We start from the raw sequence: 25,069 nt of genomic DNA, 5'->3' as shown, positions 1-25,069 counted from the left end.
ATGGACGCAAAACTCGCCGTCATCGGCCTGGGCAGCATCGGCTCCATGGCCCTCTGGCAAGCCAGCCAACTCACCGACTCAGTCACGGGTTTCGAAGCCCACACCCCCGCCCACGGCCGCAGCGCCGTAGGCGGGGACACCCGGCTCTTCCGCATGATCTACCGCGGCAACCCCCACCTCTACCCCATTCTGGAACGCTCACGGGACCTCTGGGCCGAACTCGAAGCCGAAACCGGCCAGAACATCCTCACCCGCACCGGCGGACTGTCCATCGGAACCAAAAACGGCCCCTACCTCACAGCCCTCCTCGAAACCACCAAAGCCACCGGCGCAGACCACGAAATCCTCAACCGCGAACAGATGGCCCAACGCTACCCCCAGCACAACCTCCGCCCCGACGACACCGCCGTCTACGACCCCCACGCCGGCGCCCTCCGCACCGACCGCGCCGTCACAGCCGCCATCACCGCAGCCCAAACCAACGGCGCAACCATCCACACCAACACCCCCATCGACAGCATCACCGAAACCACCCACGGCGTCCTCATCACCTCCGGCGAGAAATCCTGGACCTTCGAAAACGTCATCATCTCCTCCGGCGGCTGGTCCCAACTCCTCATGCCCGACTACCTGAAGAGTGCCACGAAGCCCTATCGGATCTATCTCACGTGGTTTGTGGCGCGTGATCCGGCACAGTTTTCGCCGGAGGAGTTCCCCATCTTCATCCGAATCTCCGGGGACCGGTCCATGTACGGCGCACCCGCCGTCGACGGCGCCACCGTGAAGGCAACCCTGGACGGCCGGGGAGCACCAACACCGCAGGCGGATTCAGTACCCCGGGAACTTACGGCAGAAGAAATGGCGGAAACGACCGAGACTGTCACTGAGTTCTTCCCAGGGTTGTTCCCCAACATCGTCCGCTCGGACGCTTACCCCGACCTCTACACCAGAGACGGCAACCCCCTGCTTGGCCGGTTCAGCGATGGCAGGAGGATCTACTGCGCCACCGGCTTCTCCGGCGGCGGCTTCAAAAATGCCACCGGCTACGGCCAAATCGCCGCATACGAAGCCCTCGGCAAACGCACCTTCGACGGCCTCGATTTCACGCGCCCCCAACGCTTTAAAGGCAACTGATGCGTCAATCAAAGAAAGGGGAGTTCGGCAAGGACCTCGTGCCCAATGTCGTCCCAGGGTTCAGAGTCCAATAATCTCTAAGAAGCGCAACAAACCCAAGAGTGAAGTGAGGGAACAGCAATGGCGGCACCGGAAGGACTATTTACGCTGGAGGGAAGACCCACGGCGCAGCTGATTGCCGATCAGCTGCGGGAACAAATCGTCCAGGGGATTTTCCGTCCGGGAGAGCAGATCAATGAATCTGTTCTGGCAGGTCAGCTGCGCACATCCAGGGGCCCGGTCCGTGAGGCGTTGCAGCGGCTGTCCCAGGAGGGAATCCTGGTCAGCCACCGCAACCGCGGAGTGTTCGTCCTGGAGCTTTCAGACGATGACGTGAGGGAGATCTATGCAGTCCGCCAGGCCATGGAATCAACAGCCGCAGACGCGCTACTGGATGCCGGCCAGGAGCAGACCAAAGACACCTGCCAGGCTTTGAAGGCGGTCATCAGTGACATGGCGAAGCAGGTCGCCGTGTCGGACTGGCAGGCAATTGCACGGCTCGATATGCAATTCCACACCACCTTCGTGGGCGGGGCCGGCAACACACGCCTGATCCGGATCTACGAAACCCTCGCAGCCGAATCCAGGATGTGCATCCTGAACCTGGCTGTCTCCTACCCGCGGATTGATGTCCTCGTCCAGGAACATCAGAACCTGCTGGATCTCCTCGAGGCCGGAGACAGGGAAGGACTCCACAAAGCCATCAGGCAGCACATGCAAACGGCCGTAAACGATCTCACCTCCCCACAGAACGGGAAGGCGGATAACGCCTAGGCACCTTCGCCGGCGGCTTATCCGCGGCAGGCTACCGCCGGAAGGAGCCCCAGTTCAGCTGCGAACGGGGGCTCCTTCAGGTTTGGCTCGGCGGAAACAGTAGCGGGCATTTGCCATACCCTAGCAATTGTCAACAATTGACGATATCCTTAGGAGCAGAAATCTTGCATTGTGTCCGGGCCACTGACGTCCCGGTGGCGGACCGGAAGGGCGAAAGCAATGATGCAAAGCCATGGTAAATCTCTGTGGGCGGGCCTCCAGCGCGGCGACGCCGTCACCCTTAGCCAGCGTGGCGTGGAGTGCTACAGAGGGTTGATAGATGATCGGACCGACGATGGCCGAACCATTTGGGTGACGGACAAAATCGGTGATCGCCGGCTGTTCCATATTGAGGACGACTGCGACCTGCAGCTTTCTGACAGCAGCCATGCCTGCTAGGAATTCCCGTCGAGTAACTGGCTGCAGGCGCCTACCCGGATCTCTCACTAGGGGAGCATCATGGTCATCCTGACCGTGCTTATCGCAGCAGCGCTCCTGACCAGCCTCAGCGCCGTCATATACATTCCGCAGCCCGCCGCAGGTGCAAAGCGCCGCTGGAGATTCAAAGATCGCTCCGTGGTGCAGACCTGCGCCGGAATCGTTGCGCTTGGTTCAGTCCTTCTTGCCGTTCATATCCAATGGGGCGTATTCCGGTGACAGAGGCATCCTCCAGCAGTTACCGGGAACCGCTTCGGAACAGCCCAGGAAGGTTGCCAACCGCTGCCCTCCAGCCGAAAGGACCGGAGTTGGTCTTCCACGATCCGCTCTCTGCTCCAGACCTTGACCTTGGGAACCAGCCGGTCCGCCCACACCGGTCACTGTCCTTGCATGGTTCTACCAGCACGAAACCGACACGCCAGAGGACAGAACCCGCTACCCGGGCCGACAGGCTTGAAGCCGTTTCACGGGAAATTGCACGCCTCGCCCGAACCCGAGGAAGTTCACGCTCCAGTTCCAGCGGGGTATGAAAGAAAACAGCGCCTCCGACGGCGGGGCTACCCGCGTGTGATCACCAACGAGGCGCTGTGACCGCCGAAGCCGAAGGCGTTGACCATTCCCGCCCCTCCACTTTCGGACCCACCGCTCCAGCGTGCCGTCCCGGTGATGACATTGAGGTTGACGTCCGGGTCCAGGGTGCCCACGTTGTACGTGCCGGGAAGGTCTCCACTCCGCAGCGCTTCGAGGACAACGATGGCACCCAGCGCCCCGGCACCGCCGAGGAGGTGGCCGGTCAGGGACTTTGTTGACGTAACGGGAACGGCGGAATCGAGCACGGCGCCAATCGCCTGGGCCTCCAGGCGGTCCCCCACCGGCGTTGACGTGGCGTGGGCGTGCACAAAGCTGATATCGGCACCGCTGAGCCCGGCCACAGCCAGGGCCTTCTCCATCACGCGCTGCTGCATGGCAGGGTCCGCAGCCACGATGTCGCCCGCATCGGACGTTACGGCAGCCCCGGCCACCACCCCCAGGACATGTGCACCACGTGCCCGCGCATGCTCCTCGCTTTCCAAGACCAGGATCCCCGCGCCCTCCGCCAGGACAAAGCCATCCCGGTCACGGTCGAATGGCCTGGACGCGCCCTGCGGATCGTCATTGCGGGTAGACAGTGCCCGGATCTGCGAAAAACCACTCAGGACGAGGTCGTTGATGCAGGCATCAACACCACCGGCAACCACGACGTCGGCCGCTCCGGCCTTGATCATTTCCACGCCCTGGGCTATTGCTTCTGCCCCGGACGCACAGGCGCTCACCGGGGTCCGCGCTCCAGCCCGGGCACCGAGGTCGATGGATACCCACGCGGATGGCCCGTTCACCATCAGGCGGGTCAGGGTATGCGGCGAGACGCGGCGTGGACCGCCGCTGTCCAGCGCGCGGGTCTGGGCCAGGGTAGTGTCCAGGCCGCCATAGCCCGATCCGATGACCACGGCAAACCGGTCAGGATCCACTTCGGGGGCGCCCGCCTGCGCCCAGGCATCCCTCGCCGCGGCGACAGCAAGCTGCCCGCACCGGTCCATGCGCTTCAGTTCCCGCGTCGTCAGCAGTGTTGTCAGGTCGGTGTTGACCCGGCCTGCGATCCGGACGGGCAAAGGCGCAGCCCAGTCCTCAGCTATGCCGGCAATGCCTGACCGGCCGGCAAGCAGGGCAGACCACGTTTCTGCAACGTTGGATCCGAGGGGATTGAGCGTGCCCGTTCCCGTGACCACAGCCCGTGGTTGAACAGTCGTCATTGCGGCCTACTTCGCCGGATTGTGCGTGCCGATCGGGACCAGCGTCAGGTCCGGGTGGTTCTTCTCTATCCGGCGCAGGGCCCAGACGTCGTTGAACAGGGCGAGGAATTCGCCGTCGGACCGCAGCAGCACCTCGGCGCCAGGCACGTTGGCCAGCGCAGGCATGGCATCCGCCGTCGAAATCCTGGCGATGGAATAGGGGAGGCGTTCCAGCCGCATGGGGGCGCTGAAGTCATGGGCCATCCGGTCCTCCACCACTTCGAACTGCATGGGGCCGACGGCGGCGAGCACCGGCGCCTGGTCACCGCGGACGTCGGAGCGGAGCACCTGGATGACGCCCTCGTGTTCGAGCTGCTCGATGCCGCGGCGGAACTGCTTGAAGCGGCTGGGATCCTTGGAGCGTGCCACCTGGAAGTGTTCCGGCGCGAACAGCGGGATGGCCGGGAATTCCACCGGGTCCTCGAGGAAGAGGCTGTCCCCCACGCGCAGGGAGGAGGCGTTCACCAGGCCCACCACGTCGCCGGGATAGGCCTCATCGATGACCTCACGTTCGCGGCCAAAGACCTGCTGCGCGTACTTCGTGGCGAAGGACTTGCCCGTGCGCGTCTGCGTGACCACCATGCCGCGCTCAAAGACGCCGGAACACACACGGATGAACGCCACGTGGTCGCGGTGCGCCTTGTTCATGCCGGCCTGGACTTTGAAGACGAACCCGGAGAACGGGGCAGCCACGGCGCGCGGGCTGCCCTCGACGTCCGGCCTGGGAGCTGCCGGCGGGGCGAAGTCCACCAGGGCGTCCAGCAGTTCCTTGACGCCGAAGTTCAGGGCGGCTGAGCTGAAGAGTATGGGCGTGGCCTTGCCGGCATGGAAGCTCTCAACATCGAACTCGAGGTTGGATTCGATCACCAGGCCGGCTTCGTCCACGGCGTCAGACCAGTTGCTGCCCTGGCTCTCCGCCGCTTCATCCGGGGTGAAGTACTCGGTCAGCGCAATGTTGGCGCCCGAGTTGTTCCGCTTGAACTGGGCGAACCGGTCGTTGCGGAGATCCCAGACCCCGCGGAAGTCGCCGGAGATGCCAACGGCCCAGGTCAGCGGCATGGGCTGCAGGCCTGTGCGCTCGGTGATTTCGTCCATCAGGGCCAGGGCATCCAGGCCGGGGCGGTCCCACTTGTTGATCACGGTGATGATGGGCAGGTTGCGCTGCTTGCAGACCTCAAAGAGCTTCATGGTCTGGGTTTCCAGGCCCTTGGCGGCATCCACCAGCATCACCGCGCAGTCGACGGCGGCGAGGACACGGTACGTGTCTTCCGAGAAGTCGGCGTGGCCGGGAGTATCCAGCAGGTTGATGACGGTGTCACGGTAGGAGAACTGGAGCGCTGCGGAGCTGATGGAGATGCCACGGTCCTTTTCCATCTGCATCCAGTCCGAGACCGTTTCCTTGCGGTTTGCCTTGCCGCTGGAAGCACCGGCAATGCCGATCACCTTCGCATGCAACGCCAGTGCTTCGGTCAGCGTGGACTTGCCGGCGTCAGGATGCGAAATAACGGCAAACGTCCGACGCCGGGCCGCCTGTTTGTGAATCTCGTGGATCCGGGCGGGGCTGAGGACATCTTGGGACACGGTGCTACTTTCGCTACGGTGGGGGTCCTGGCGCTTGACGGGACGGCGCTTGTCGGGATGGCGCTTGACGGGACGTTGTAAGGCTGGCTGGGGACTGGCTGAGCGCCAAGGTCCAAGTTTATCCCAGCGCCGGCCCGGCACCGAAGGCGGCTCCTTCATGCTGCGGCGCAGATCCCTTATCCTGCGGCGGCAAAAGGCCCAAAAATGCGTCAGTGCCAGCGGCCCACGGGTGGCTTTCGGAACCCTTTCCCGGAACCCCCGTACGGGCCACTTTAGGGCTTGCCCGTGCGGTTGTTGCCCCTCTTTACCTCTATCATTGGTCTTGCGGGAAACTGAGTACTTTTGATCCTGCCGGCAGACAGTGGGAAACCGGCATAATTGCGGGCGGCAGCCAGCACCTTTGAAGGGAACACCCTATGCCCCGGAGCCCCGAAGAATCGCTCAAGGCGACTCTGGGCAGAGTAGCTCCAGGAACGCCCCTCCGCGATGGACTGGAACGCATCCTCCGGGGACGCACTGGCGCACTGATTGTTCTTGGCTCGGACCGGACCATCGATTCCATCTGCTCCGGCGGCTTTGACATCGGCATCGACTTCTCCCCCACGAGGCTCCGTGAACTGGCCAAGATGGACGGCGCCATCATTTGCGACAGGGACGCCGGGAACATCCTCCGCGCCGCCGTCCAGCTGGTGCCGGACTCGAGCATCGAAACCCAGGAATCGGGCACCCGGCACCGGACCGCCGAGCGCGTGGCCATCCAAACCGGCGTGCCCGTCATCTCCGTCAGCCAGTCCATGCAGATCATCGCACTGTATGTCAACGGCCTGCGCCACGTGCTTGAGGGCTCCGAGAAGGTCCTTGCGCGCGCCAACCAGGCCCTGGCCACCCTGGAGAGGTACCGGTCGCGGCTTGACCAGGTGACCAGTTCACTGTCAGCCCTTGAGATCGAGGCCATGGTCACTGTCCGGGACGTGGCCGTCACCTTGCAGCGCCAGGAAATGGTCCGCCGGATCTCGGAGGAAATTTCCCAGTATGTGCTGGAACTGGGCGAGGACGGCCGGCTGCTGTCCCTCCAGCTGGACGAGCTCACCGTGGGCCGGGGCCCCGGCAGCGACATCATCATCCGTGACTACGCGGGCCCGCACGCCTCCCCGGACGACATTGAGAAAGCCGTGAGCGCCCTCGTAAACCTGGGTCCCACCGAGCTGATAGACCTGGGCAAGATTTCCGGCATCATCGGCTTCGCCGGCGGGGTGGACACCCTCGACGCCGTGGTGCAGCCCCGCGGGTACCGGCTGCTCTCCGGGCTTAAGGCAGTCCCCAAGGCTGTCGCCGACCGGCTGGTGGACCACTTCGGCGGCCTTCAGTTCCTGATGGCAGCCACCATCGATGACCTGATGACGGTGGACGGCATCGGTGACCAGCGTGCCCGTACCGTGCGTGAAGGCCTGAGCCGGATGGCCGAGGCCAGCCTGCTGGACAGGTTCCTCTGACCCGCTTCCCCTGCCGGGGGTTTCCGGCTCAGCCCAGCTGGAACACTGCCTTGGGACTGGCCTTCGAGCCCAGCTTGGCCGTAAAGATGTAGTACGCCCCGCCGCCTCCCGGTTTGGCATCAATGGGCTCGCAGCCTTCCACGCTGCGGTTGCGCGGCCACGGGAAGTTGGCTGTTTCGCTGGCGCCGGGGGCAATGGTCTTCACCAGATCCTCACTCGCCGCCTGGCAGTCCCTTGAGGAGAAAATCCGGTCTGCGCCGCTGGTCACCAGGAACTCCATCTGGGACGTACCGATGTTCACCTCGCACGGCATTTTCCCGCCGTTGGTCACCTTCAGGGTGAGCAAAGGGTTCTCGTCCGGCCCGTAGGCAGGTTTGTCCGTTGCAGCAGAAACAGTCACCAGGTTCTGGTCGCAGGTGGGGCTTGCCGTGGGAGCAGGGGTACTGCTGGGCGCTTCCGACGGCGACTCTGTGGTGGAGGCTGCCGGCGAGGCACCGGCGTCGGTTCCATTGTCGGTGCTTGAAACCTGCTCGGAGTTACCGCTGAAGGCCCCGCCTGCCGCGAAGCCGCCAAGGACCATGGCAATGACCATCAGCACTACAGCACCGACGAACAAGCGCCGGCGGCGGTACACCACCGCGTCACTCAACGTCCGTGGTGCCCCTGAACCGTTCCGGGAACCGGATGACGCCGTCCCGCGTGTTGATGAATTGCCTTGCCTGCCCATCCTTCTAGGCTAGAGAACCGGGTGCACTCTGCATTCCCACCACGCCGGGAACCCAGCCAACGCTAAGGTTACGGTTTGTTTGCGTTGCCCTCAGATCCCGTCCACCGCAAGGCTTCAACTACAGTGTTGGGATCGATACTAAAACCTCTCCCCCAGCTGTGCCCGTTGGTCCTTCCCTGAACGGGGACGCGCTGGCCTCCCTGCATGCCAGAATTACGGACTGGTTCGCGGAGACCGCCCGGGACCTGCCCTGGCGGGATGCGGGCTGCTCACCATGGGGCGTCCTGGTCAGTGAAATCATGCTCCAGCAGACCCCTGTGGTGCGTGTGCTGCCCGTCTGGCAGGAATGGCTCAGCCGCTGGCCCAACCCCGCTGCGTTGGCGGGAGAACCTGCGGGGGAAGCCGTCCGTTTATGGGGCAGGCTGGGCTACCCGCGCCGTGCGCTCCGGCTGCACGCAGCGGCCGCAGCGATCGTCCGTGACCACGGCGGCACAGTCCCTGGAAGCTACGCGGAGCTGTTGGCCCTGCCCGGAGTGGGCAGCTACACGGCTGCCGCGGTGGCCGCGTTTGCCTTTGGACGTCGGGAAACGGTGGTGGACACCAACATCCGCCGCGTCCATGCACGCCTCATTTCCGGCGTCGCGCTTCCGTCGCCGTCGCTGACCGCCTCGGAAATGCGCTTGGCGGCAGAACTCCTGCCGGACGACGACGGCGCCTCCGTCCATTGGAACGCTGCGGTCATGGAACTGGGGGCGCTGGTCTGCACGGCCCGCGTGCCCAAGTGCTCAGCCTGCCCGGTCCGGAACTCATGCGCCTGGCTCGCGGCCGGCGAGCCGCCGCCGTCGTACATTCCCAAAGGACAGGCGTGGCACGGCACTGACCGCCAGGTCCGCGGCGCCGTGATGGCGGTCCTGCGGACCGCGGAGAATCCCGTACCACCCGAGATGTTCCACCAGGAGCCCGCGGACCTGGGCTTTGCGCCGGAAGGCGTTGCAGTGCCGCTCTCTGCCCTCCACCGGTTGAACTGCGGCCCGGAGCAGCTGGACCGCGCGCTGGCCGGACTGCTCACCGACGGCCTGGCCGAGCTGCACCAGGGCGGATACCGGCTACCCGCCTGAGCTTCAGGTCCCGCGGAGGATGGCATACTTCTTGGTGACCTGAACCGGGGGAAAACATGAAGATCGTGCTGTACATCATTGGGGCGCTGTGGGTTGTTGGCGCGGGCCTGGCCACGCTCCATCTGCTGCGAAAAGCCAAACGCCGCGAGAAGCAGGCCGAAGGCTGGCCCCGGGTGCAGGCCACCGTAACAGGGAGTGTGGCCGGCTGGAGCAGGAGTGCAGGCAGCTCTCCCAGCAGCAGGCGCTACTTCCCCACTTATCAGTTCACAGATCCCCACGGCACATTGTTTGCGGGGGAATCAGAGGTTTCGCTGGTGAACCGGCCACAGCCGGGGTCGCTCGTGCAGGTGACCTACAACCCGCTCAACCCCAACCAGTCATTCCAGGTTGCCTCCGATTCAAAAAAGATTGTTGGCTGCCTCATCCCGTTCCTGGTGGTGTTTTCCATCCTGCTGTTCAACTTCATCAGCATCTTTCCGGTGGACTAGGCGATGGACTCCATCAAGGCCGTGTTTGTAGTCCTTCCGGGCCTTTTTGCCGCCGCGGGACTGGTGCTGGTGGGACTGTCACTGGCTGCATCGTTCCGCCGGCGCAGCATCGTCCGCGGCTGGGTGGCCACCTACGCCACCGTCACAGGGAACCTTCGCGGCAAAGACGGCCCGGGCAGCAACGGCGGCCACCGGTTCGCCCCCTCCTATGAGTTCAACGACGCCGGGGGCCGGCGCTGGCTGGGCCAGTCGGACATCTATGGCCTGGACCAGGAAATCATCGGCAGTCCCATAGCGGTGCTTTACAACCCTGCCAACCCCGCCGAATCCACGCGCCCGGTCTTCCTGGTGTCAAAGGGCAGGTTCTCATTCGGTCTCATTATGGTCATTTTCGGCGCGGGTGCCATAACGATGTTTGCGTCAGTTCTCTGGTAGCCGGGAGGCCGGAAGCGCGCCGGCTTTACCCTGAAGTATGGGCAAGTCCGGAGTACTGCTGACACTGATCACGACGACGGTTCTCACCTCCGCCTGCTATCCCTACGACGTGCCGTGCCCCATGATCGCCCAGGCGTCGGTGGTCTCCGTGACGGTGGCCCGCGAGTATGCCGCCCAGGTGAAAACCCTTCACCTGAAGGCGTGCCAGGACGGTGCCTGCAAGGAAGCGGACCTTGAGCTCTACCCCGGGACAGTGTCCGTTGACCAGGGCTGTACCCCTGACGGCGTCTGCTCCGCCACGGCGTCGCCTGACGGGACCCTGATGGGGAATCTGATGCTGGATTCCCTGACAGAGTCCCCCATGGCGCTGACGGCCAGCGGAACAGCAGCAGACGGATCAGCGCTGCCCGTACGTACGCTCGACTTCCGGCCCCGGGGCGATTATCCCTACGGCGAGCACTGTGGAAGGTTTGTCTCCGCCTCGGTTGAGCTGAACGAAGATGGGCTCCGGGCGAGGTTGTAAGCCAAAGGCTTCGACAGCGGAGGCGGGATGAATCCGCCAATCAACTAGTGTGGGAAGCATGAAGAAACTCACCACAGCCCTGCTCGCCACCGGGCTTGTTCTCTCGGCTTCGGCCTGCACCGCATCGACCCAGTTGAGCACCCCTGAAACCTGCGACCGGATCAAGTCAGTTGTGGCGAACCCACCAGTTGGCAAGAGCGGGATGACCCGGATGGCCAACCAGTTCCGGCCCATCGAGGTAGTGGCCTCTGATGACCTGAAGTCCGCGCTGCAGTCGATCATCGAGTACACGGACGAGTCCGCGAAAGAGACCCCGGACGAGGAAAAGCTTTCGGGCCTGCAGGCGGACTACGAAGCTGCCGGCGGCACGTTCAGCAAATTCTGCAGCTAAGGCTTTAGCCTTCGTTCCCGGGACGGAAGTCCCGGGGATTGTTGGCGTGTACGCAGGATCTACAACGATGTATATTAACCGGAACAACATCCAGCGTTTCGGAGATTCCCGTGCACCCCAGCCCTGCCCCCGCGCCTGCCCCGCTGTACCGTGACCCGTTGGAAGACGGGGCAGCGGACCCTGTCCTGATCTACAATCGGCATGAGCAATCGTGGTGGATGATCTACACCAACAGGCCCACTACCGTCCGGCATGCCCAGGGGATCAGCTGGCTGTTCGGTTCACAGCTGGGGGTGGCGTCGTCAACGGATGGGTGCGCCACCTGGCGGTACCGCGGAACCCTCAAGGGTCTCGACTTTGAATGGGGCCACAACACCTTTTGGGCTCCCGAAGTCTTCGAGCACAACGGAATCTTCCACATGTACGTCAGCTACATCCAGGGCATTCCGCTGGGCTGCGCCATCGATGAGACGCTGATTCACCACTACACCAGCGAAGACCTCATCTCCTGGCAGCACCATGGCCCCATCACCCTGAGCTCCAACAACGTCATTGATGCCTGCATCATCGAGCTCCCGCAGGGTGGATTCCGGATGTGGTACAAGGACCAGCACCAGGGTTCCGAGACCTGGGCGGCAGACAGCGAGGACCTCTACACCTGGACGGTCCGGGGCCGGGTGCTGTCCACGCCCGGCGGCCATGAGGGCCCCAACGTCTTCTCCCTTCAGGGGTTTTACTGGCTGATCGTGGACAGCTGGAGCGGCCAGCTGGCTTTCCGCTCCGATGACCTGGACGTTTGGGAGCCGGCGGGGAGGATCCTCGGCGGGTCAATTGGCGACCGGCATGCGCGAACTGACGATGAGGGTCCTGGACTCCATGCAGACGTGGTGGTCGACGGCGACGACGCCTGGATCTTCTACTTCACCCATCCTGAGCGGACCGGCCAGGACCATCCGACGGAAAGCAGCCGGCGGTCCTCGATCCAGGTGGCGCGGCTCGCCGTCGAGAACGGAAACCTGGTGTGCAATCGGGACCAGGTCCCGGCGCCTGCCATCGGCGCCCCCTCCCCCGGAGTTTTTGTCCAGATCGGGCGGGTTTAAGGCCTTTCAACCCGCCGCATCTGGACAAAAACTCCGGGTGCCTTAAGGCTCGCCGAACCCTGCCTGCACCAGGCCGCCAACATAGTTCACGGCCCGCTCTGCGTCGGCACCCCAGGCTTCCACGTGCAGCACCGACCCCCGGCCCGCGGCCAGGGTCATGAGCCCGGTCATGGACGCTCCATCCACCCCGTTGACCTTGACCTCGGCATCCAGTGACGAGAGCCCGCCAGCAATCTTGGCGGCCGGCCTGGCGTGCATGCCGGCCTGGTTGATGAGCTCAAAGTCGCCGGTAAAATCCGGGCCGGCACCCGTCACCGATCCCTGCGACACGGCGCTGTCCGCGGGGAGCGGCCCGGCGGCTGCCGGCAAAGCCGAACCGTAAGCGGACTCGGCGGCGCGCTTCACCGCAGCCGCGTCGGCGCCTCCCTGGGCTGCGACAGCGGCGGCCACCAGTCCTTCCACCAACGGTGCGTCGGCCAGCAGCACGCCGGCCGGATCCTCCGCAAGTTCCAGCGCCGATTCTGCTGTCATAACGGCCGACCCCAGGTCGGTCAGTACCACCACGCCGTCCCCGCCGGAAGCCCGCTCCAGCGCTGACATAACCTTCTCAAGGCTGGTGCCGATGCGTCCCTCCGGGGTTCCCCCGGCTGCCACGATCACGACGTCGGGCGCCATCTGGGCGGCAAGTTCCACTGCACCGTCGGCAATCTTTTCGCTATGGGACACCACCACGATGCGGACCGTCACGCGGCAGCCCCAACGGCGGCCCGGAAAATCAGCGCGCTGGAGGCGGCGCCGGGGTCACGGTGCCCAACGCTCCGTTCGCCCAGGTAGCTGGCCCGGCCTTTCCGGGCCACCAGCGGGTCCGTCGCCGCTGCACCTGCCTCGGCCGCCTCGGCCGCAGCGACCAGCACGGCCAGGACATTGCCGTCGGCGTCGGCGGCTGCCGCCTGTGCGGCCTCCACAGCGGGAGTCCATGCATCCACCATGGTTTTGTCCCCCGTCTCGGCCTTGCCCCTGGCCACAATGCCGTCACGCGCGGCGGCGAGGGCACCTGCCAGGGCCGCCGGGTCCACCTCGATGGCGTCGCCGAGGAAGGTGGCAGCACGCAGGAAAGCAGTCCCGTACAAAGGGCCCGCGGCGCCCCCCACCTTGGACATCAGCGTCATGGCGGTCAGCTTGAATGCCGCTCCGGGGGTTTCCGGCGGCGCCTCGGCAAGCTTTTCCAGGACGGCCTGGAAGCCGCGGTCCATGTTCTCCCCGTGGTCCGAGTCCCCGATGGCGCGGTCCAGCTCGATGAGTTCAAGCCGGTGTGCCGCCATGGCCTGCGCACAAAGAGTCAGCCATTTAACGGCCCAGTTCACATCAAGCACCATCGCTACACACCCCAGCGCAAGGCGGCCGTGTGAACGGGGGCATCCCACAGATCGATGAGTTCGTCGTCCAGCCGCAGCACGGAAATGGAGCAGCCCTGCATTTCCAGCGCGGTGATGTAGTTCCCCACCAGGTTCCGCTCTACGGCGGCTCCCCTTGCGGCGATCACCTGTGCAGCCCTGCGGTAGACAATGTAAAGCTCGCTGAGTGGTGTCCCGCCCATGCCGTTGACGAACAGCAGCAGCCTGTCCCCCGCGCCCACGCCCAGATCGTCCAGCACCGGTTCCAACAGCCGGTCTGTGATTCCATCGGCGCCCTCCATCGGGATCCGGTGCCGGCCCGGTTCGCCGTGGATGCCGATGCCGATTTCGATCTCGTTGTCCTCCAGGTCGAAGCTCGGTGATCCTGCGTGCGGGACGGTGCAGGCTGACAGTGCCACGCCCATGCTGCGGACGTTGGTGTTCACACGCTCACCGATCGCGGCAACGGCGTCCAGGCCGTCCCCCCGTTCGGCAGCCGCGCCGGCTATTTTCTCCACCAGCACAGTTCCACCAACGCCACGCCGGCCGGCGGTATGGAGCGAGTCCTCCACCCCGACATCATCGTTGACCAGGACGGCACGGACCTGGATTCCTTCAGCCTCTGCCAGTTCCGCCGCTGTTTCGAAATTGAGGACGTCACCCGTGTAGTTCTTTACGATGTGGACGACGCCGGCGCCGTAGTTAACCGCGAGTGTCGCCGGAAGGATCTGGTCAGGGGTGGGCGAGGTAAAAACCGCGCCGGGCACTGCGGCGTCGAGCATTCCCCGCCCCACGAAGCCTGCGTGGAGGGGTTCGTGTCCGCTGCCGCCTCCTGAAAGCAGCCCCACCTTCCCGGCTACCGGCGCGTCTGCGCGGACAACGAAAGTGGGGTCCACGCTGATTTTTACCAGGTCCGCGTGGGCAACTCCGAAGCCCTCCACGGATTCGTCCACGACGCTGCGCGGATCGTTGATGAGTTTTTTCACGGCGGAGCTCCTGGGACGTGGGGTGCTTCCTGGAGGATGTCACTTTGACCCTACTACCGCCACCGGGACGACGGTAGTTTCGTGCGCCGCGCCGCTGACGACGAAAGGGACAGCCCCCATGACTGTCCCTTTCAGCGGAATCCGTGAAACTGCGACCCTTGGCAGTTTATCCATCAAATGGTCTAATGCCAATCCCGAGGGCCTGGCTTTCTAAGTGACGAAGGTCAGCTCCCCTGCCGCTGGCTGGATTGCATGGCCATGACGGAACAGATTCTTTGGGTCCAGCTCAGCTTTGGCCTTGCTGAGCCGCTCCCGGGCAGCTTCCGGCCAGGCGCGGAAGGCCAGTTCCGGCGACGTGAGGTGCCCATGCAGGTTGACAGCGGTACCGCCCGTCCCGAAAGGCTCCAAGACCTCCCGGGCTTCCTGTATGGCTGCCGGAACCAAGTGCGCGACCTGCGGCGCCATGATGCCCACTGCAAAGAAGGACAGCGCGGCATCACGCCCACCCACGTAGTCGAAGTCGGGCACCACAGCCTTCAATGGCTTGGCCAGCGCTCCTCCCATCAGCCGGATTTCCGTCAACAGGAGCGGCGCGGTGCTGCCCGGTCCAGCCAGCCGGAGCAGCGCGTCCTCCAGGCCGGCGTCCAGATCCTTGAGCAGCATGCCGCCTTCCCGGACAGGAACCGGATGTTCAGGGTCTGCGTGGATCTCGTCCACCCGCGAGTACGGCAGCGGCCCTGCCCCGTCCAGCAGGACCGGAGCCACCTCGCGCATCGGCGCCAATACACGTGCCCCGTCAGCCGCATTGCCCTGCCAGGCGAACCGGAGGTGCATGACAAAATTGCCGCGGAGGAACGCCGGTACTTCCTCCATGTCCGGCAGGCGCAGGAATGCCAGGGACGCGGAAGCCTCGGCGGGAAGATGCCGGATCCACTGACCGAACCCTGCCAGCACCTCCCGGGAGTGCCCGCCGTCGTAAAAGATGCCGCCGGCGAAGAGTTCGCCGGCCGGGAAAAGCGAGAACTCCATGGCCGTGACAATGCCGAAGTTCCCCTTGCCGCCGCGGAGCAGGGCAAACAGCCGCGGGTCGCTTGCTGCGTCCACTCGGCGCAGGACGCCATCCGGCGTCACCACGTCGAACGCCAGCACATGGTCGGAGGCGAAGCCGTACTTCCGCCCCAGGAGAGGCAAACCGCCGCCCAGCGTGTAGCCAACAACGCCGACGTCGGTACTGGAGCCGTGCAGGCCCATCAGCCCGTAGGGCGCAGCAGCCTTGAGGACGTCACGCCAGCGCACTCCGGCGCCGACGCGCGCCGTCCGCTCGTCAGGATCGATGAAGAGTTCCAGCATCAGCCGGGTACTGATAAGCAGGCCATCGGTAATGGCGTTGGCGGCTCCGTGGCCGGTGGATTGGACTGAAATGGACATACCGCGAGCGGCTGCCCACCGGACCGCGGCCACCACGTCGTCGGCATTGACGGCGCTCAGAACCAGGTCCGGGGTGTGGCGGGTGGCGAGGTTAAAAGCTGCGACTTCCGCACCATAGTGGGGGTCGCCTGGGGCATAGACGAGCCCGCGGACCAGAAGCTGAAGCTCGGTTTTTTCCGTGTGGGAGGAGAGGATGTGCATGAGGTGCTTTCATTAGTCGGGGTTTGCTCCCCAGCAAGCTCCAAGCAGTTTATCCATCGAATCGACCAATGGAAAGACTACAAAAATCATCCATTATCACCCACGGCAAATCAGGCCCCTCATGCGGACGAGCCTTATACGGAGAAGGGAGCGATAAAGGTCCTGCTCAGAGGAACTTGATCATTCGGGTATTGCCAAGGGTGTTGGGCTTAACGCGGGCCAGGTCAAGGAACTCGGCCACGCCTTCATCGTGCGAGCGCAGCAACTCGGAGTACACCTCAGGGTCCACCGCCGTCTGGTCAGCCATCACCTCAAAGCCGTGGCGCTTGAAGAAATCCACCTCAAACGTGAGGCAGAAGACCCGTCCCACGCCCAGCTGACGCGCTTCCTCCAGAAGGCTCTCCACCAGCACATGGCCAACGCCCCTGCCCCGCCACATATCTGAAGCGGCAAGGGTGCGCACCTCTGCCAGGTCTTCCCACATCACGTGCAAAGCGCCGCAGCCGATGACGTCGCCGTCGTCCGATTCGGCGATCCGGAACTCCTGCAGGCTTTCGTAGTAGGCCACCGTCTCCTTGGCCATCAGGATCCGCTGCTCCGCCAGCGGCGCCACCAGTCTCTTGATGGCGGCCACATCACTGGTGCGGGCAGGACGGATATGGAAGGAGTCAGTCACAGGGTCAATCCTATGGCCGCAGTCTCCGGCTCGAAGACTGCGACGCTTGGGGCGCTCCGGTACCGGCGCCATTTGCCGCTTGCTGCTCCTTCGTCGCTCTGACGCAAGCTACACAAATGCCCCCGGCACCTCGCTTCACAGAAGGCAGGCCGTAAGAAGCGGCGGCGAATCAACTTTGGGTGCTGCATGCCTGCATCCGCGCGGTGACGCCCGGCACGAGGCGAAGGAGGCTGGGAGATTTCTGTAGCGTGCGTCAAAGCGAGGTACGAGCAGCACGCGGGAAATGTCCCAGCCTCCGAGCCGGAGCTAACGGAGGTGCCGGAGCTTTAGAGACCCAGCTCGGCAGGTATCGGGAGCTCCTCGTCCAGCACGTGCTTGGCGAGGAAGCTTTCCACGACGCCGTACCAGACCTTGGCGTGCTGAGGCTGCAGGACCCAGTGGTTCTCGTCGGGGTAGTACAGGAAGCGGTGCGGGGTCTGGCCGTCCCGGTCCGCGGCCAGTTGGGATTTGGACAAAAGTTCGTACCAGAGCCGCAGGCCTTCACCGATAGGCACCCGGTAGTCCTTGTCCCCGTGGATTACCAGGATGGGCGTGCTGATCTTTTCCACATGGCGGTGCGGCGAGTTCTCAATGGCCATTTCCTCGGTCATTTCCCTCAACCAGTACTGCGAATCGTCAGTGGTGGGCCCGAACTGGTCCAGGGCCCACAGGCTGGCATGGGTGACGACGGCCCTGAAACGGTCAGTATGTCCCGCCACCCAGTTGGCCATGTAGCCGCCAAAGGACCCTCCCATAGCCGCGGTCCGAGTCGGATCGATGTCGGGGCGCCTCTCAGCGGCGTCTGTGGCGGCCATCAGGTCGGTAAAGGGAGCCTTGCCCCATTCCCCCCAGCCACGCTGGATGTACGACTGCCCGTAGCCCGTGGACAGCGCGGGGTCGGGCAACAGGACGGCATAGCCCTTCGCGGTCAGCAGCCAGGGGTTCCACCGCCAGGTCCAGGCGTTCCAGGATCCCAGCGGGCCGCCGTGGATCCACAGCAGCATCGGCGCAGGCGCATCGGCCGATGCTCCCTCGGGCAGTGCCAGATATGCAGGAACCCGTGCGCCGTCGGCGGCCGTCGCCGCCAGCCGTTCCAGCCGTCCCGGAACCGCAGGCCGTTCGGCCGGCGCCGGCAGGCGCGTTGCCTCGCCCGTTTCAAGGTCGATCCGAACGGCTTCCGGCGGGAACGCGTAGGAGCTGCGCAGCGCATACGCGGTGCGTCCTTCCGGTGACACCACGACGTCGGTGTACGCCGCGGCATCCTGTGTCACCCTCGTGACGCTCACTTCAGCAGCAGACGCCGGAAGGCTGATCCGGAAGACCGGCGACGCGCCGTCGTCATCCGCTGTGACCAGCAGCGCTGAACCGTCAGGGAGCCAGGCCGCGGGCCGGGCCCAGCGGTCCCAGTCGTGAACCAGCGCGGCGAGGCGGGCGGCACCGCCCGCTGTCCGGCCCGGTGAATCCGGCCGGCCCGAAACATCCAGAAGGTTCAGCTTGACCTGCGGCGCCTGGTGCGGGGTGGTATCGCTCTCACTGACCACAACCAGGGTGTTGCCGTCCGGGCTGACCGGGCCGGGAAAGTAGCTCATGCCTTCCTCGTCCAGCAGCACTTGCTGGCTGCCGGAAGCCACGTCCACGGCCACCAGCACGGAACGGCTTTCAGCCTTCGCCAATGGCCTCGTATAGCTTGTGTAGATGGTCCTGCCGTCCGGGCTGGCCACCGTTTCCGCTTCCCGCAGCCGGGGCCCAGCATGGGGAGTGAGGTTGCGAAGGACGCGCGGCGCGGCAGCATCCACCGTGGCGGGCTTTCCCGCCTCCTCGTCCTGGCCTTCCTCCACGGCGAAGATACGCGGCTGGCCGGGGCCCAGGTCCGAGTCCCAGTAGCGCACCGGGTATTCGCTGTGCAGGATGGCGGACACTTTGTTCTCCTTGCGGGCCTTACGCCGCTCGGCATCATTGTCCTCGTCCGTGGACCCGGCCAGGATCTCGGCAATAACGAACGTTGCGTCGGCATGCCGGGCAGCCAGGACCGTGTCCACTCCCCCCGGCCTCGAGAGAATTACCCTGGCCTCCCCGCCGCCAGCCGGGAGCAGCCACAGGGCCTTGACGGGATCGCCGTCGGGGCTTTCCGGGTCCGGCCGGGCCGAGGTGAAATAGACATCGCCGGTGGCTGAGAAGACGGCCCCGGCTTCTCCTTTGGCACTGCGCGTGATCCGCCGGGCCTGCTTCTCGCCCGTGGGATCTAGCTCCCAAAGTGCTGTGGCGAATTCAGTGCCTTTGCCATTGAGAGTGGAGACGGTGGTGACCAGCCTCCGCCCGTCCGGGCTTAGGGCAAGGCCGCTCACCCGGGGGATAGCCAGGTAATGGTCCAGGTCGTGGAAAGGGGTCATAGGTTGCTCGCCCGGGATCGCCGGGTTCAGGTTAGCCATGTACCCGATTCAACCCGACTGTGCCCCGCATCACAAAGCCCCGCGCCGCACGGCACTTTGGGTGCGTTGCTCTGGCTGGGGTTCGCTCCGGCACCGGCGCCATTTGCCGCTTGCTGCTCCTTCGTCGCTCTGACGCAAGCTACACAAATGCCCCCGGCGCCTTCGCTTATGCCGCCGGATCGCTTCCCAGCCTACGGATCCACGCAATAGCGGTTCTGCCCCGCATGAACGGCTTTGGGCAACACCGCTCAAGCGGGCCAAGGCCGCTCGTGTCAGGCTTCAGCGTATAGAGCCAAGGTGAGTCCGCGCACGAGGTGCCGGGCATCAGGGATTTATGTAGGCGCCGTCAAAGCGAGGAACGAGCAGGCGCCGGGAAATCTCTGATGGCCGGCACAAGAGAGAACCACGGCAGCGCCTCAGCCATGGAGCGGATGCCAACCGTTTGACGGTGCGGTGCGAACGCGAAAGGCCCCGCCTGCTCCGTTGCGGGAGCGGGCGGGGCCTTCGGGTTGGTGCTTAGACGCTCGGGGCGATCTCGGGGATGCGCGGCTTGGCGTTGCCGGCGAAGGTGAACTTGGCGTCGTCGCCTTCGCCGTCCACATCCACCACCACGATGTCCCCGGCGTGAATCTCGCCGAAGAGGATCTTCTCGGAGAGCTGGTCCTCGATCTCGCGCTGGATGGTGCGGCGCAGCGGCCGTGCACCCATGGCTGGATCGTAGCCTCGGGTTGCCAGCAGTACCTTGGCCGCGGTGGTGAGCTCGATGCCCATGTCCTTGTCCTTGAGGCGCTTCTCCAGCCGGCTCACGAACATGTCCACGATCTCGACGATCTCGTCCTGGGTCAGCTGCGGGAACACCACAACGTCATCCACACGGTTCAGGAACTCCGGGCGGAAGTGCTGCTTGAGCTCCTCCGTCACACGGGCGCGCATCCGGTTGTAGCCGGTCTGCGTGTCCGTACCGGACTGGAAGCCGGTGGCAACACTCTTGGAGATGTCGCGGGTGCCCAGGTTGGTGGTCATGATGATCACCGTGTTCTTGAAGTCCACCACCCGGCCCTGGGAGTCGGTCAGGCGGCCGTCTTCCAGGATCTGGAGCAGTGAGTTGAAGAGGTCCGCGTGGGCCTTTTCAACTTCATCGAACAGGACCACGGAGAACGGGCGGCGGCGTACCTTTTCGGTCAGCTGTCCGCCTTCCTCGTAGCCGACGTAGCCCGGAGGGGCACCGAAGAGCCGCGAGACGGTGTGCTTCTCGGAGTACTCGGACATGTCCAGGGTGATGAGGGCGTCCTCTTCACCAAACAGGAACTCAGCCAGGGCCTTTGCCAGCTCGGTCTTGCCGACGCCGGTAGGGCCGGCGAAGATGAACGATCCACCGGGCCGCTTGGGGTCCTTGAGGCCTGCACGGGTACGGCGGATGGCCTGGGACAGCGACTTGATGGCCTCGTTCTGGCCCACCACACGCTTGTGCAGCTCGTCTTCCATCTTCAGCAGGCGCGAGGACTCTTCCTCCGTCAGCTTGAACACCGGGATGCCGGTGGAGTTGGCCAATACCTCGGCGATGAGATCCTCATCCACCTCGGAGATATCGTCCATGCCGCCGGACTTCCAGTGGCGTTCCTTCTCCGAACGCTCGGTGATGAGCTTCTGCTCCTTGTCGCGGAGCGAAGCGGCACCTTCGAAGTCCTGCGCGTCGATGGCGGATTCCTTCTCCATCTTCAGCTTGGCGATCCGCTCATCCATGGCCTTCAGCTCCGGCGGAGCAGTCATGCGGCGGATACGCAGCCGTGCACCGGCTTCATCGATGAGGTCGATCGCCTTGTCCGGCAGGAACCGGTCTGAAATGTAGCGTTCGGACAGGTTGGCCGCCGAGGCGAGGGCGCCGTCGGTGATGGTGACGCGGTGGTGTGCCTCGTAGCGGTCCCGCAGGCCCTTAAGGATCTCGATCGCATGCGCAACGGAGGGTTCCTTGACCTGGATCGGCTGGAAGCGGCGCTCCAGCGCTGCGTCCTTTTCGATGTGCTTGCGGTATTCGTCCAGCGTGGTGGCACCGATGGTCTGCAGTTCACCGCGGGCCAGCATGGGCTTCAGGATGGACGCGGCGTCGATTGCGCCTTCGGCGGCACCTGCACCAACAAGGGTGTGGATCTCGTCAATGAAGAGGATGATGTCGCCGCGGGTGCGGATTTCCTTGAGGACCTTCTTCAGGCGCTCTTCGAAGTCACCGCGGTACCGGGAGCCGGCCACCAGGGACCCGAGGTCCAGGGTGTAGAGCTGCTTGTCCTTGATGGTTTCCGGGACGTCGCCGCGGACAATCGCCTGGGCCAGGCCCTCGACGACGGCCGTCTTGCCAACGCCCGGCTCACCGATCAGGACCGGGTTGTTCTTGGTGCGGCGGGAAAGGACTTGCATAACGCGTTCCATTTCCGACTCGCGCCCGATCACCGGATCCAGCTTGTTCTCGCGCGCAGCCTGGGTCAGGTTGCGTCCGAACTGGTCCAGCACAACTGAACCGGCCGGAGTACCTTCGGGCTGGCCCGTACCGACGCCTGCGCCGGTGGTTTCCTTGCCCTGGTAGCCGGAGAGGAGCTGGATGACCTGCTGGCGGACACGGTTCAGGTCAGCGCCGAGCTTCACCAGCACCTGGGCGGCAACGCCCTCACCCTCACGGATGAGTCCCAGCAGGATGTGCTCCGTGCCGATGTAGTTGTGGCCAAGCTGCAGGGCCTCGCGCAGCGAGAGTTCCAGCACCTTCTTGGCGCGGGGGGTGAAGGGGATGTGTCCGGACGGGGCCTGCTGGCCCTGGCCGATGATCTCCTGCACCTGCTCGCGAACGCCGTCGAGCGAAATGCTCAAGGACTCAAGAGCTTTGGCGGCAACGCCCTCACCCTCATGGATTAGACCCAAGAGGATGTGTTCGGTACCAATGTAATTGTGGTTCAGCATGCGTGCCTCTTCTTGGGCAAGCACAACTACGCGACGGGCACGGTCCGTAAATCGCTCAAACATTTCGCCACACTCCTAGCTACGACGTACTTTGATGCTACGTGGCAGACACGGCAAAGTGGAGCGTGTTCGCCACAGGGGAAACCGTGACGGATCGGGAATAACCTGCGAGTGCTTCCGGGCGCGGCTACTTGCGGAAGTCAAAGAGAGCTGTATGCACGTCGAGGCGTCCCGGTGGAGTCACCGGAACACGCAACGGCGGACGACGACGGCGCTCCCGCCGCCAGGAAGATTTAGGGCGCCTTCCCGCCCAGGCTAAATCTTGGGGTGAACCCGGGACGCAAATTTCTCAGGCATTGAACTCTCCCGCACGCATCGATTCGAATAGACGATTCGAGCGGGCGTCACAGTCCGGAAGCTCAAACCCTGCCACCGGCAGACTTTGAAGAAATCAGCCGATGATTGTTCTCACCGTACACTTGCGCCCCTATAGCAGCAATGGTCTTTTTATGCCACCAGGCCAGCACGGTTGATAACTCATTCAGCGCACAAAAAACCCGGCCCCGCCAATGGGCGGAGACCGGGCTAAAAGTGGCCTAAGGGTGCCGGATACTAGGAATTGGCCTTTTGGTAGGCTTCCTGGATTTCAGCCTGAATTCGGCCCCGGCTGTTAACCGTGTAGCCGTTTTCGCGTGCCCACTGGCGGATTTGCGCAGAATCATTGGCGCGCCCGCCTGATGCGGCTTTTGTTCGGGTGGCGCGGCCCGCGGATGTCTTGCGTGCTGCGGCCACATACCGCTCCAGTGCCGAACGAAGCTCGGCGGCGTTGGCTGCGGACAGATCAATTTCGTAGCTGACCCCATCGAGGCCAAAACGGACATTCTCGTCCGCAGTTCCCCCATCCAGATCATCTACGAGGATGATGTTTACTTTCTGTGCCATTAAATTATCTTTCTCTTGGAAAGGGTTCGGGTTTTCGGCAAAAGCAGGATGTTCCTGTAAAAAGTATGACCCTCGATATGGCAACGCGTCAAAGCGCCGAGTGGTTCCTGTGGATATTCCCGAGAAAGTCCGGTCGTTTTATTTATTGGTATCCGCTTCGGGCCCGTTCGGGGTGTCCGTTTTGCGGGCTTCCGCTTCAGCCTGCGCCCGGGCTTCGGCCTGCCGCTCCGCTTTGTCGGCATTAAAAATGGATTTCATGGCGAACCAGAAAAGCAGGCCAACAACCAGGGAAGGAAGGAGTACTGCGACGTATTCCACGGGTTAGTTCACCTCGGGCTTGAGGAGCGGGAAGAGTATTGTCTCCCGGATGCCGGCCCCGGTGAACAGCATGACCAGCCTGTCGATCCCGAGGCCGATGCCGCCCATGGGAGGGGCGCCGTATTCGAGGGCCCGAAGGAAGTCCTCGTCCAACTGCATGGCCTCGTCATCGCCGGCGGCGGCGTGACGGGACTGCTCGGTGAGACGCTCACGCTGGATGACGGGGTCGATCAGTTCGGAGAACGCAGTGCCGCGTTCCATGCCGCCGATGATGAGGTCCCAGGCCTCGATCAGGCGGCCGTCTTTCCGGTGCGGGCGGGCCAGCGGTTGGGCGGACGGCGGGTAGTCGTACACGAATGTGGGGTTCAGCAGCGTGGGCTCCACGATTTCGCCAAAGAGTTCAACCGCCAGCTTTTCAGCGTCCCACTTGGGATCGGCCTTGACCTCATGCTTTTCGGCGATTTCGCGCAGCACCTCAAGGGAGGTCTCAGGGGTAACTTCCTGGCCAACGGCGTCGGAAAGCCCGGGGTAGACGGACAGCCAGGCCCATTCGCCGTCGAGATTGATCTCCCCGGCCTCTGTCTGCAGGGCGCGTCCTGCACCCACAGCGTCTGCCGCATCCAGGATGATTTCCTTGATGCGGTCCGCCATGACGAACTGGTCCGCCCAAGCCTCGTAGCACTCAAGGGTGGTGAATTCCGGGCTGTGGGTGGAGTCCACGCCCTCGTTGCGGAAAACCCGGCCCATGTCGTAGACGCGGTCGATCCCGCCCACTACGGCGCGCTTGAGGTAAAGCTCGGTGGCGATGCGCAGCGTCATCTTCTGGTCAAACGCGTTCATGTGCGTCTCGAACGGGCGGGCCAGGGCTCCACCATGAACCAGGTTCAGGATGGGGGTTTCCACCTCCACATAATTGTGGCGGTGGAGGCTCTCGCGGATGGAACGGGTGATCGCGGCACGGGTGTAGACCATTTCCCGGGCTTCGTCGCGCACCATCAGGTCCACGTAGCGCTGGCGGACGCGGGTTTCCTCGTTCAGCTCCGCGTGCAGGACGGGCAGCGGGCGGAGCGCCTTGGAAGCCATGGACCAGGACTCTGCCATCACGGACAGTTCGCCACGGCGGGAGGAAATCACCTCGCCCTTGATAAACACGTGGTCGCCCAGGTCAACCAGGGCCTTCCAGTCCGCGAGCGCTTCTTCACCCACGGCGGCCAGGCTCAGCATGGCCTGCAGCCTGGTGCCCTTGCCGTCCACGCCGCCTTCCTGCAGTGTGGCGAAGCAGAGCTTGCCGGTGTTCCTGACAAACACCACGCGTCCCGTTACCCCCACGATGTCACCGGTGGTTTCATCAGCCTGCAGGTGCGCGTACTTCTCACGGATCTCTGTGAGGGAATGCGTGCGCTCCACACCCACCGGATATGCCTCGGTGCCGCGCTCGATCAGCTTGGCGCGCTTTTCCATGCGGATGCGCATCTGTTCGCTGGCGTCGAGCGGCTCGGGGGCATTCTTGGGGGCGGGGGCGTTTTGGGAAGTCACAATCCCCAAGTTTACCGGGACTTCGGGTGCCGGGCTTCCGGCCGGCGGCCGGGGCTTAGACTCGG

At 64.2% G+C, this 25,069-nt stretch carries 24 protein-coding genes; 11 read left to right on the top strand and 13 right to left on the bottom strand.

Annotation, left to right across the window (positions count from 1 at the left end; translation table 11 throughout):
• The 4 genes from M1E17_RS01695 (at position 1) to M1E17_RS01680 (ending at position 2,643) form a co-directional block, all read left to right on the top strand.
• Entirely contained in the window at positions 1-1,134 is a 1,134-nt protein-coding gene (locus M1E17_RS01695) for an FAD-dependent oxidoreductase (protein WP_457965004.1), read from the top strand.
• Positions 1,135-1,254: 120 nt separating this feature from the next.
• On the top strand, positions 1,255-1,947 hold the full coding sequence (locus tag M1E17_RS01690) for a GntR family transcriptional regulator (RefSeq protein WP_457965003.1): 693 nt from the start codon (positions 1,255-1,257) through the stop codon (positions 1,945-1,947).
• Between the two features lie 219 nt (positions 1,948-2,166).
• Positions 2,167-2,385 carry a hypothetical protein gene (locus tag M1E17_RS01685; protein WP_457965002.1) on the top strand — a complete coding sequence of 73 codons (219 nt, stop codon included), beginning with the start codon at positions 2,167-2,169 and terminating at the stop codon, positions 2,383-2,385.
• Positions 2,386-2,445: 60 nt separating this feature from the next.
• Positions 2,446-2,643: a hypothetical protein gene (locus M1E17_RS01680; protein WP_457965001.1), complete on the top strand. Its 198-nt coding sequence runs from the start codon at positions 2,446-2,448 to the stop codon at positions 2,641-2,643.
• Between the two features lie 338 nt (positions 2,644-2,981).
• Here M1E17_RS01680 and M1E17_RS01675 read toward each other — a convergent pair whose 3' ends face one another.
• The gene (locus M1E17_RS01675) at positions 2,982-4,214 is read right to left on the bottom strand and encodes a beta-ketoacyl-[acyl-carrier-protein] synthase family protein (RefSeq protein ID WP_457964999.1); all 1,233 of its coding nucleotides are present in this window, start codon (positions 4,212-4,214) and stop codon (positions 2,982-2,984) included.
• Between the two features lie 6 nt (positions 4,215-4,220).
• A complete protein-coding gene (locus tag M1E17_RS01670) occupies positions 4,221-5,834 on the bottom strand; it encodes a peptide chain release factor 3 (RefSeq protein ID WP_457964998.1) in 1,614 nt (537 codons plus the stop codon).
• Positions 5,835-6,250: 416 nt separating this feature from the next.
• On the opposite strand from M1E17_RS01670, the gene disA reads away from it, so the two are divergent.
• Positions 6,251-7,327, top strand: a complete 1,077-nt coding sequence (gene disA / locus M1E17_RS01665; RefSeq protein WP_457964996.1) for a DNA integrity scanning diadenylate cyclase DisA — start codon at positions 6,251-6,253, stop codon at positions 7,325-7,327.
• Between the two features lie 28 nt (positions 7,328-7,355).
• On the opposite strand, the gene M1E17_RS01660 is transcribed toward disA, so the two are convergent.
• Positions 7,356-8,054, bottom strand: coding sequence for a hypothetical protein (locus M1E17_RS01660; RefSeq protein WP_457964995.1), 699 nt, complete (start codon positions 8,052-8,054; stop codon positions 7,356-7,358).
• A 158-nt stretch (positions 8,055-8,212) separates the two neighbouring features.
• Between M1E17_RS01660 and M1E17_RS01655 the strand changes: the two genes are divergently transcribed.
• The 6 genes from M1E17_RS01655 to M1E17_RS01630 all read left to right on the top strand — a co-directional run bounded on the left by M1E17_RS01655 (position 8,213) and on the right by M1E17_RS01630 (position 12,109).
• The gene (locus M1E17_RS01655) at positions 8,213-9,172 is read left to right on the top strand and encodes an A/G-specific adenine glycosylase (protein WP_457964993.1); all 960 of its coding nucleotides are present in this window, start codon (positions 8,213-8,215) and stop codon (positions 9,170-9,172) included.
• Between the two features lie 56 nt (positions 9,173-9,228).
• Complete coding sequence (locus M1E17_RS01650; protein WP_457964992.1) at positions 9,229-9,660, top strand: DUF3592 domain-containing protein; 432 nt, start codon at positions 9,229-9,231, stop codon at positions 9,658-9,660.
• A gap of 3 nt (positions 9,661-9,663) precedes the next feature.
• The gene (locus M1E17_RS01645) at positions 9,664-10,095 is read left to right on the top strand and encodes a DUF3592 domain-containing protein (protein ID WP_457964991.1); all 432 of its coding nucleotides are present in this window, start codon (positions 9,664-9,666) and stop codon (positions 10,093-10,095) included.
• A 37-nt stretch (positions 10,096-10,132) separates the two neighbouring features.
• Entirely contained in the window at positions 10,133-10,618 is a 486-nt protein-coding gene (locus M1E17_RS01640; RefSeq protein ID WP_457964990.1) for a hypothetical protein, read from the top strand.
• A gap of 58 nt (positions 10,619-10,676) precedes the next feature.
• Positions 10,677-11,009 (top strand): hypothetical protein, encoded by a 333-nt coding sequence (locus tag M1E17_RS01635; RefSeq protein WP_267277346.1) that lies wholly within the window; start codon positions 10,677-10,679, stop codon positions 11,007-11,009.
• A 110-nt stretch (positions 11,010-11,119) separates the two neighbouring features.
• Entirely contained in the window at positions 11,120-12,109 is a 990-nt protein-coding gene (locus M1E17_RS01630; protein WP_457964989.1) for a family 43 glycosylhydrolase, read from the top strand.
• A gap of 42 nt (positions 12,110-12,151) precedes the next feature.
• Here M1E17_RS01630 and dhaM read toward each other — a convergent pair whose 3' ends face one another.
• From dhaM to lysS, 10 genes are all read right to left on the bottom strand, one after another.
• Positions 12,152-12,856 carry a dihydroxyacetone kinase phosphoryl donor subunit DhaM gene (dhaM, locus tag M1E17_RS01625; RefSeq protein WP_457964987.1) on the bottom strand — a complete coding sequence of 235 codons (705 nt, stop codon included), beginning with the start codon at positions 12,854-12,856 and terminating at the stop codon, positions 12,152-12,154.
• Positions 12,853-13,485: a dihydroxyacetone kinase subunit DhaL gene (gene dhaL, locus M1E17_RS01620; RefSeq protein ID WP_457964985.1), complete on the bottom strand. Its 633-nt coding sequence runs from the start codon at positions 13,483-13,485 to the stop codon at positions 12,853-12,855. The genes dhaM and dhaL overlap by 4 nt, the downstream gene beginning before the upstream one ends.
• A 2-nt stretch (positions 13,486-13,487) precedes the next feature.
• Positions 13,488-14,489 (bottom strand): dihydroxyacetone kinase subunit DhaK, encoded by a 1,002-nt coding sequence (gene dhaK, locus M1E17_RS01615; RefSeq protein WP_457964983.1) that lies wholly within the window; start codon positions 14,487-14,489, stop codon positions 13,488-13,490.
• 210 nt (positions 14,490-14,699) lie between these two features.
• Positions 14,700-16,118, bottom strand: a complete 1,419-nt coding sequence (locus M1E17_RS01610; RefSeq protein WP_457964981.1) for an FAD-binding oxidoreductase — start codon at positions 16,116-16,118, stop codon at positions 14,700-14,702.
• Between the two features lie 166 nt (positions 16,119-16,284).
• Positions 16,285-16,794 carry an amino-acid N-acetyltransferase gene (locus M1E17_RS01605; protein WP_457964979.1) on the bottom strand — a complete coding sequence of 170 codons (510 nt, stop codon included), beginning with the start codon at positions 16,792-16,794 and terminating at the stop codon, positions 16,285-16,287.
• Between the two features lie 326 nt (positions 16,795-17,120).
• Complete coding sequence (locus tag M1E17_RS01600; RefSeq protein ID WP_457964977.1) at positions 17,121-19,262, bottom strand: prolyl oligopeptidase family serine peptidase; 2,142 nt, start codon at positions 19,260-19,262, stop codon at positions 17,121-17,123.
• 516 nt (positions 19,263-19,778) lie between these two features.
• Complete coding sequence (locus M1E17_RS01595; protein WP_457964975.1) at positions 19,779-22,271, bottom strand: ATP-dependent Clp protease ATP-binding subunit; 2,493 nt, start codon at positions 22,269-22,271, stop codon at positions 19,779-19,781.
• Positions 22,272-22,820: 549 nt separating this feature from the next.
• Positions 22,821-23,150 carry a histone-like nucleoid-structuring protein Lsr2 gene (locus tag M1E17_RS01590; protein WP_267277337.1) on the bottom strand — a complete coding sequence of 110 codons (330 nt, stop codon included), beginning with the start codon at positions 23,148-23,150 and terminating at the stop codon, positions 22,821-22,823.
• A gap of 138 nt (positions 23,151-23,288) precedes the next feature.
• The gene (locus tag M1E17_RS01585; RefSeq protein WP_457964974.1) at positions 23,289-23,468 is read right to left on the bottom strand and encodes a hypothetical protein; all 180 of its coding nucleotides are present in this window, start codon (positions 23,466-23,468) and stop codon (positions 23,289-23,291) included.
• 3 nt (positions 23,469-23,471) lie between these two features.
• A complete protein-coding gene (gene lysS, locus M1E17_RS01580) occupies positions 23,472-25,004 on the bottom strand; it encodes a lysine--tRNA ligase (protein ID WP_457964973.1) in 1,533 nt (510 codons plus the stop codon).
• Between the last annotated feature and the right edge of the window lie 65 nt (positions 25,005-25,069).

Source organism: Arthrobacter sp. D1-29 (genome assembly GCF_054130585.1).
The sequence above is the reverse complement of the archived record's forward strand: the minus strand, read 5'-3'. Positions and strand labels throughout refer to the sequence as shown.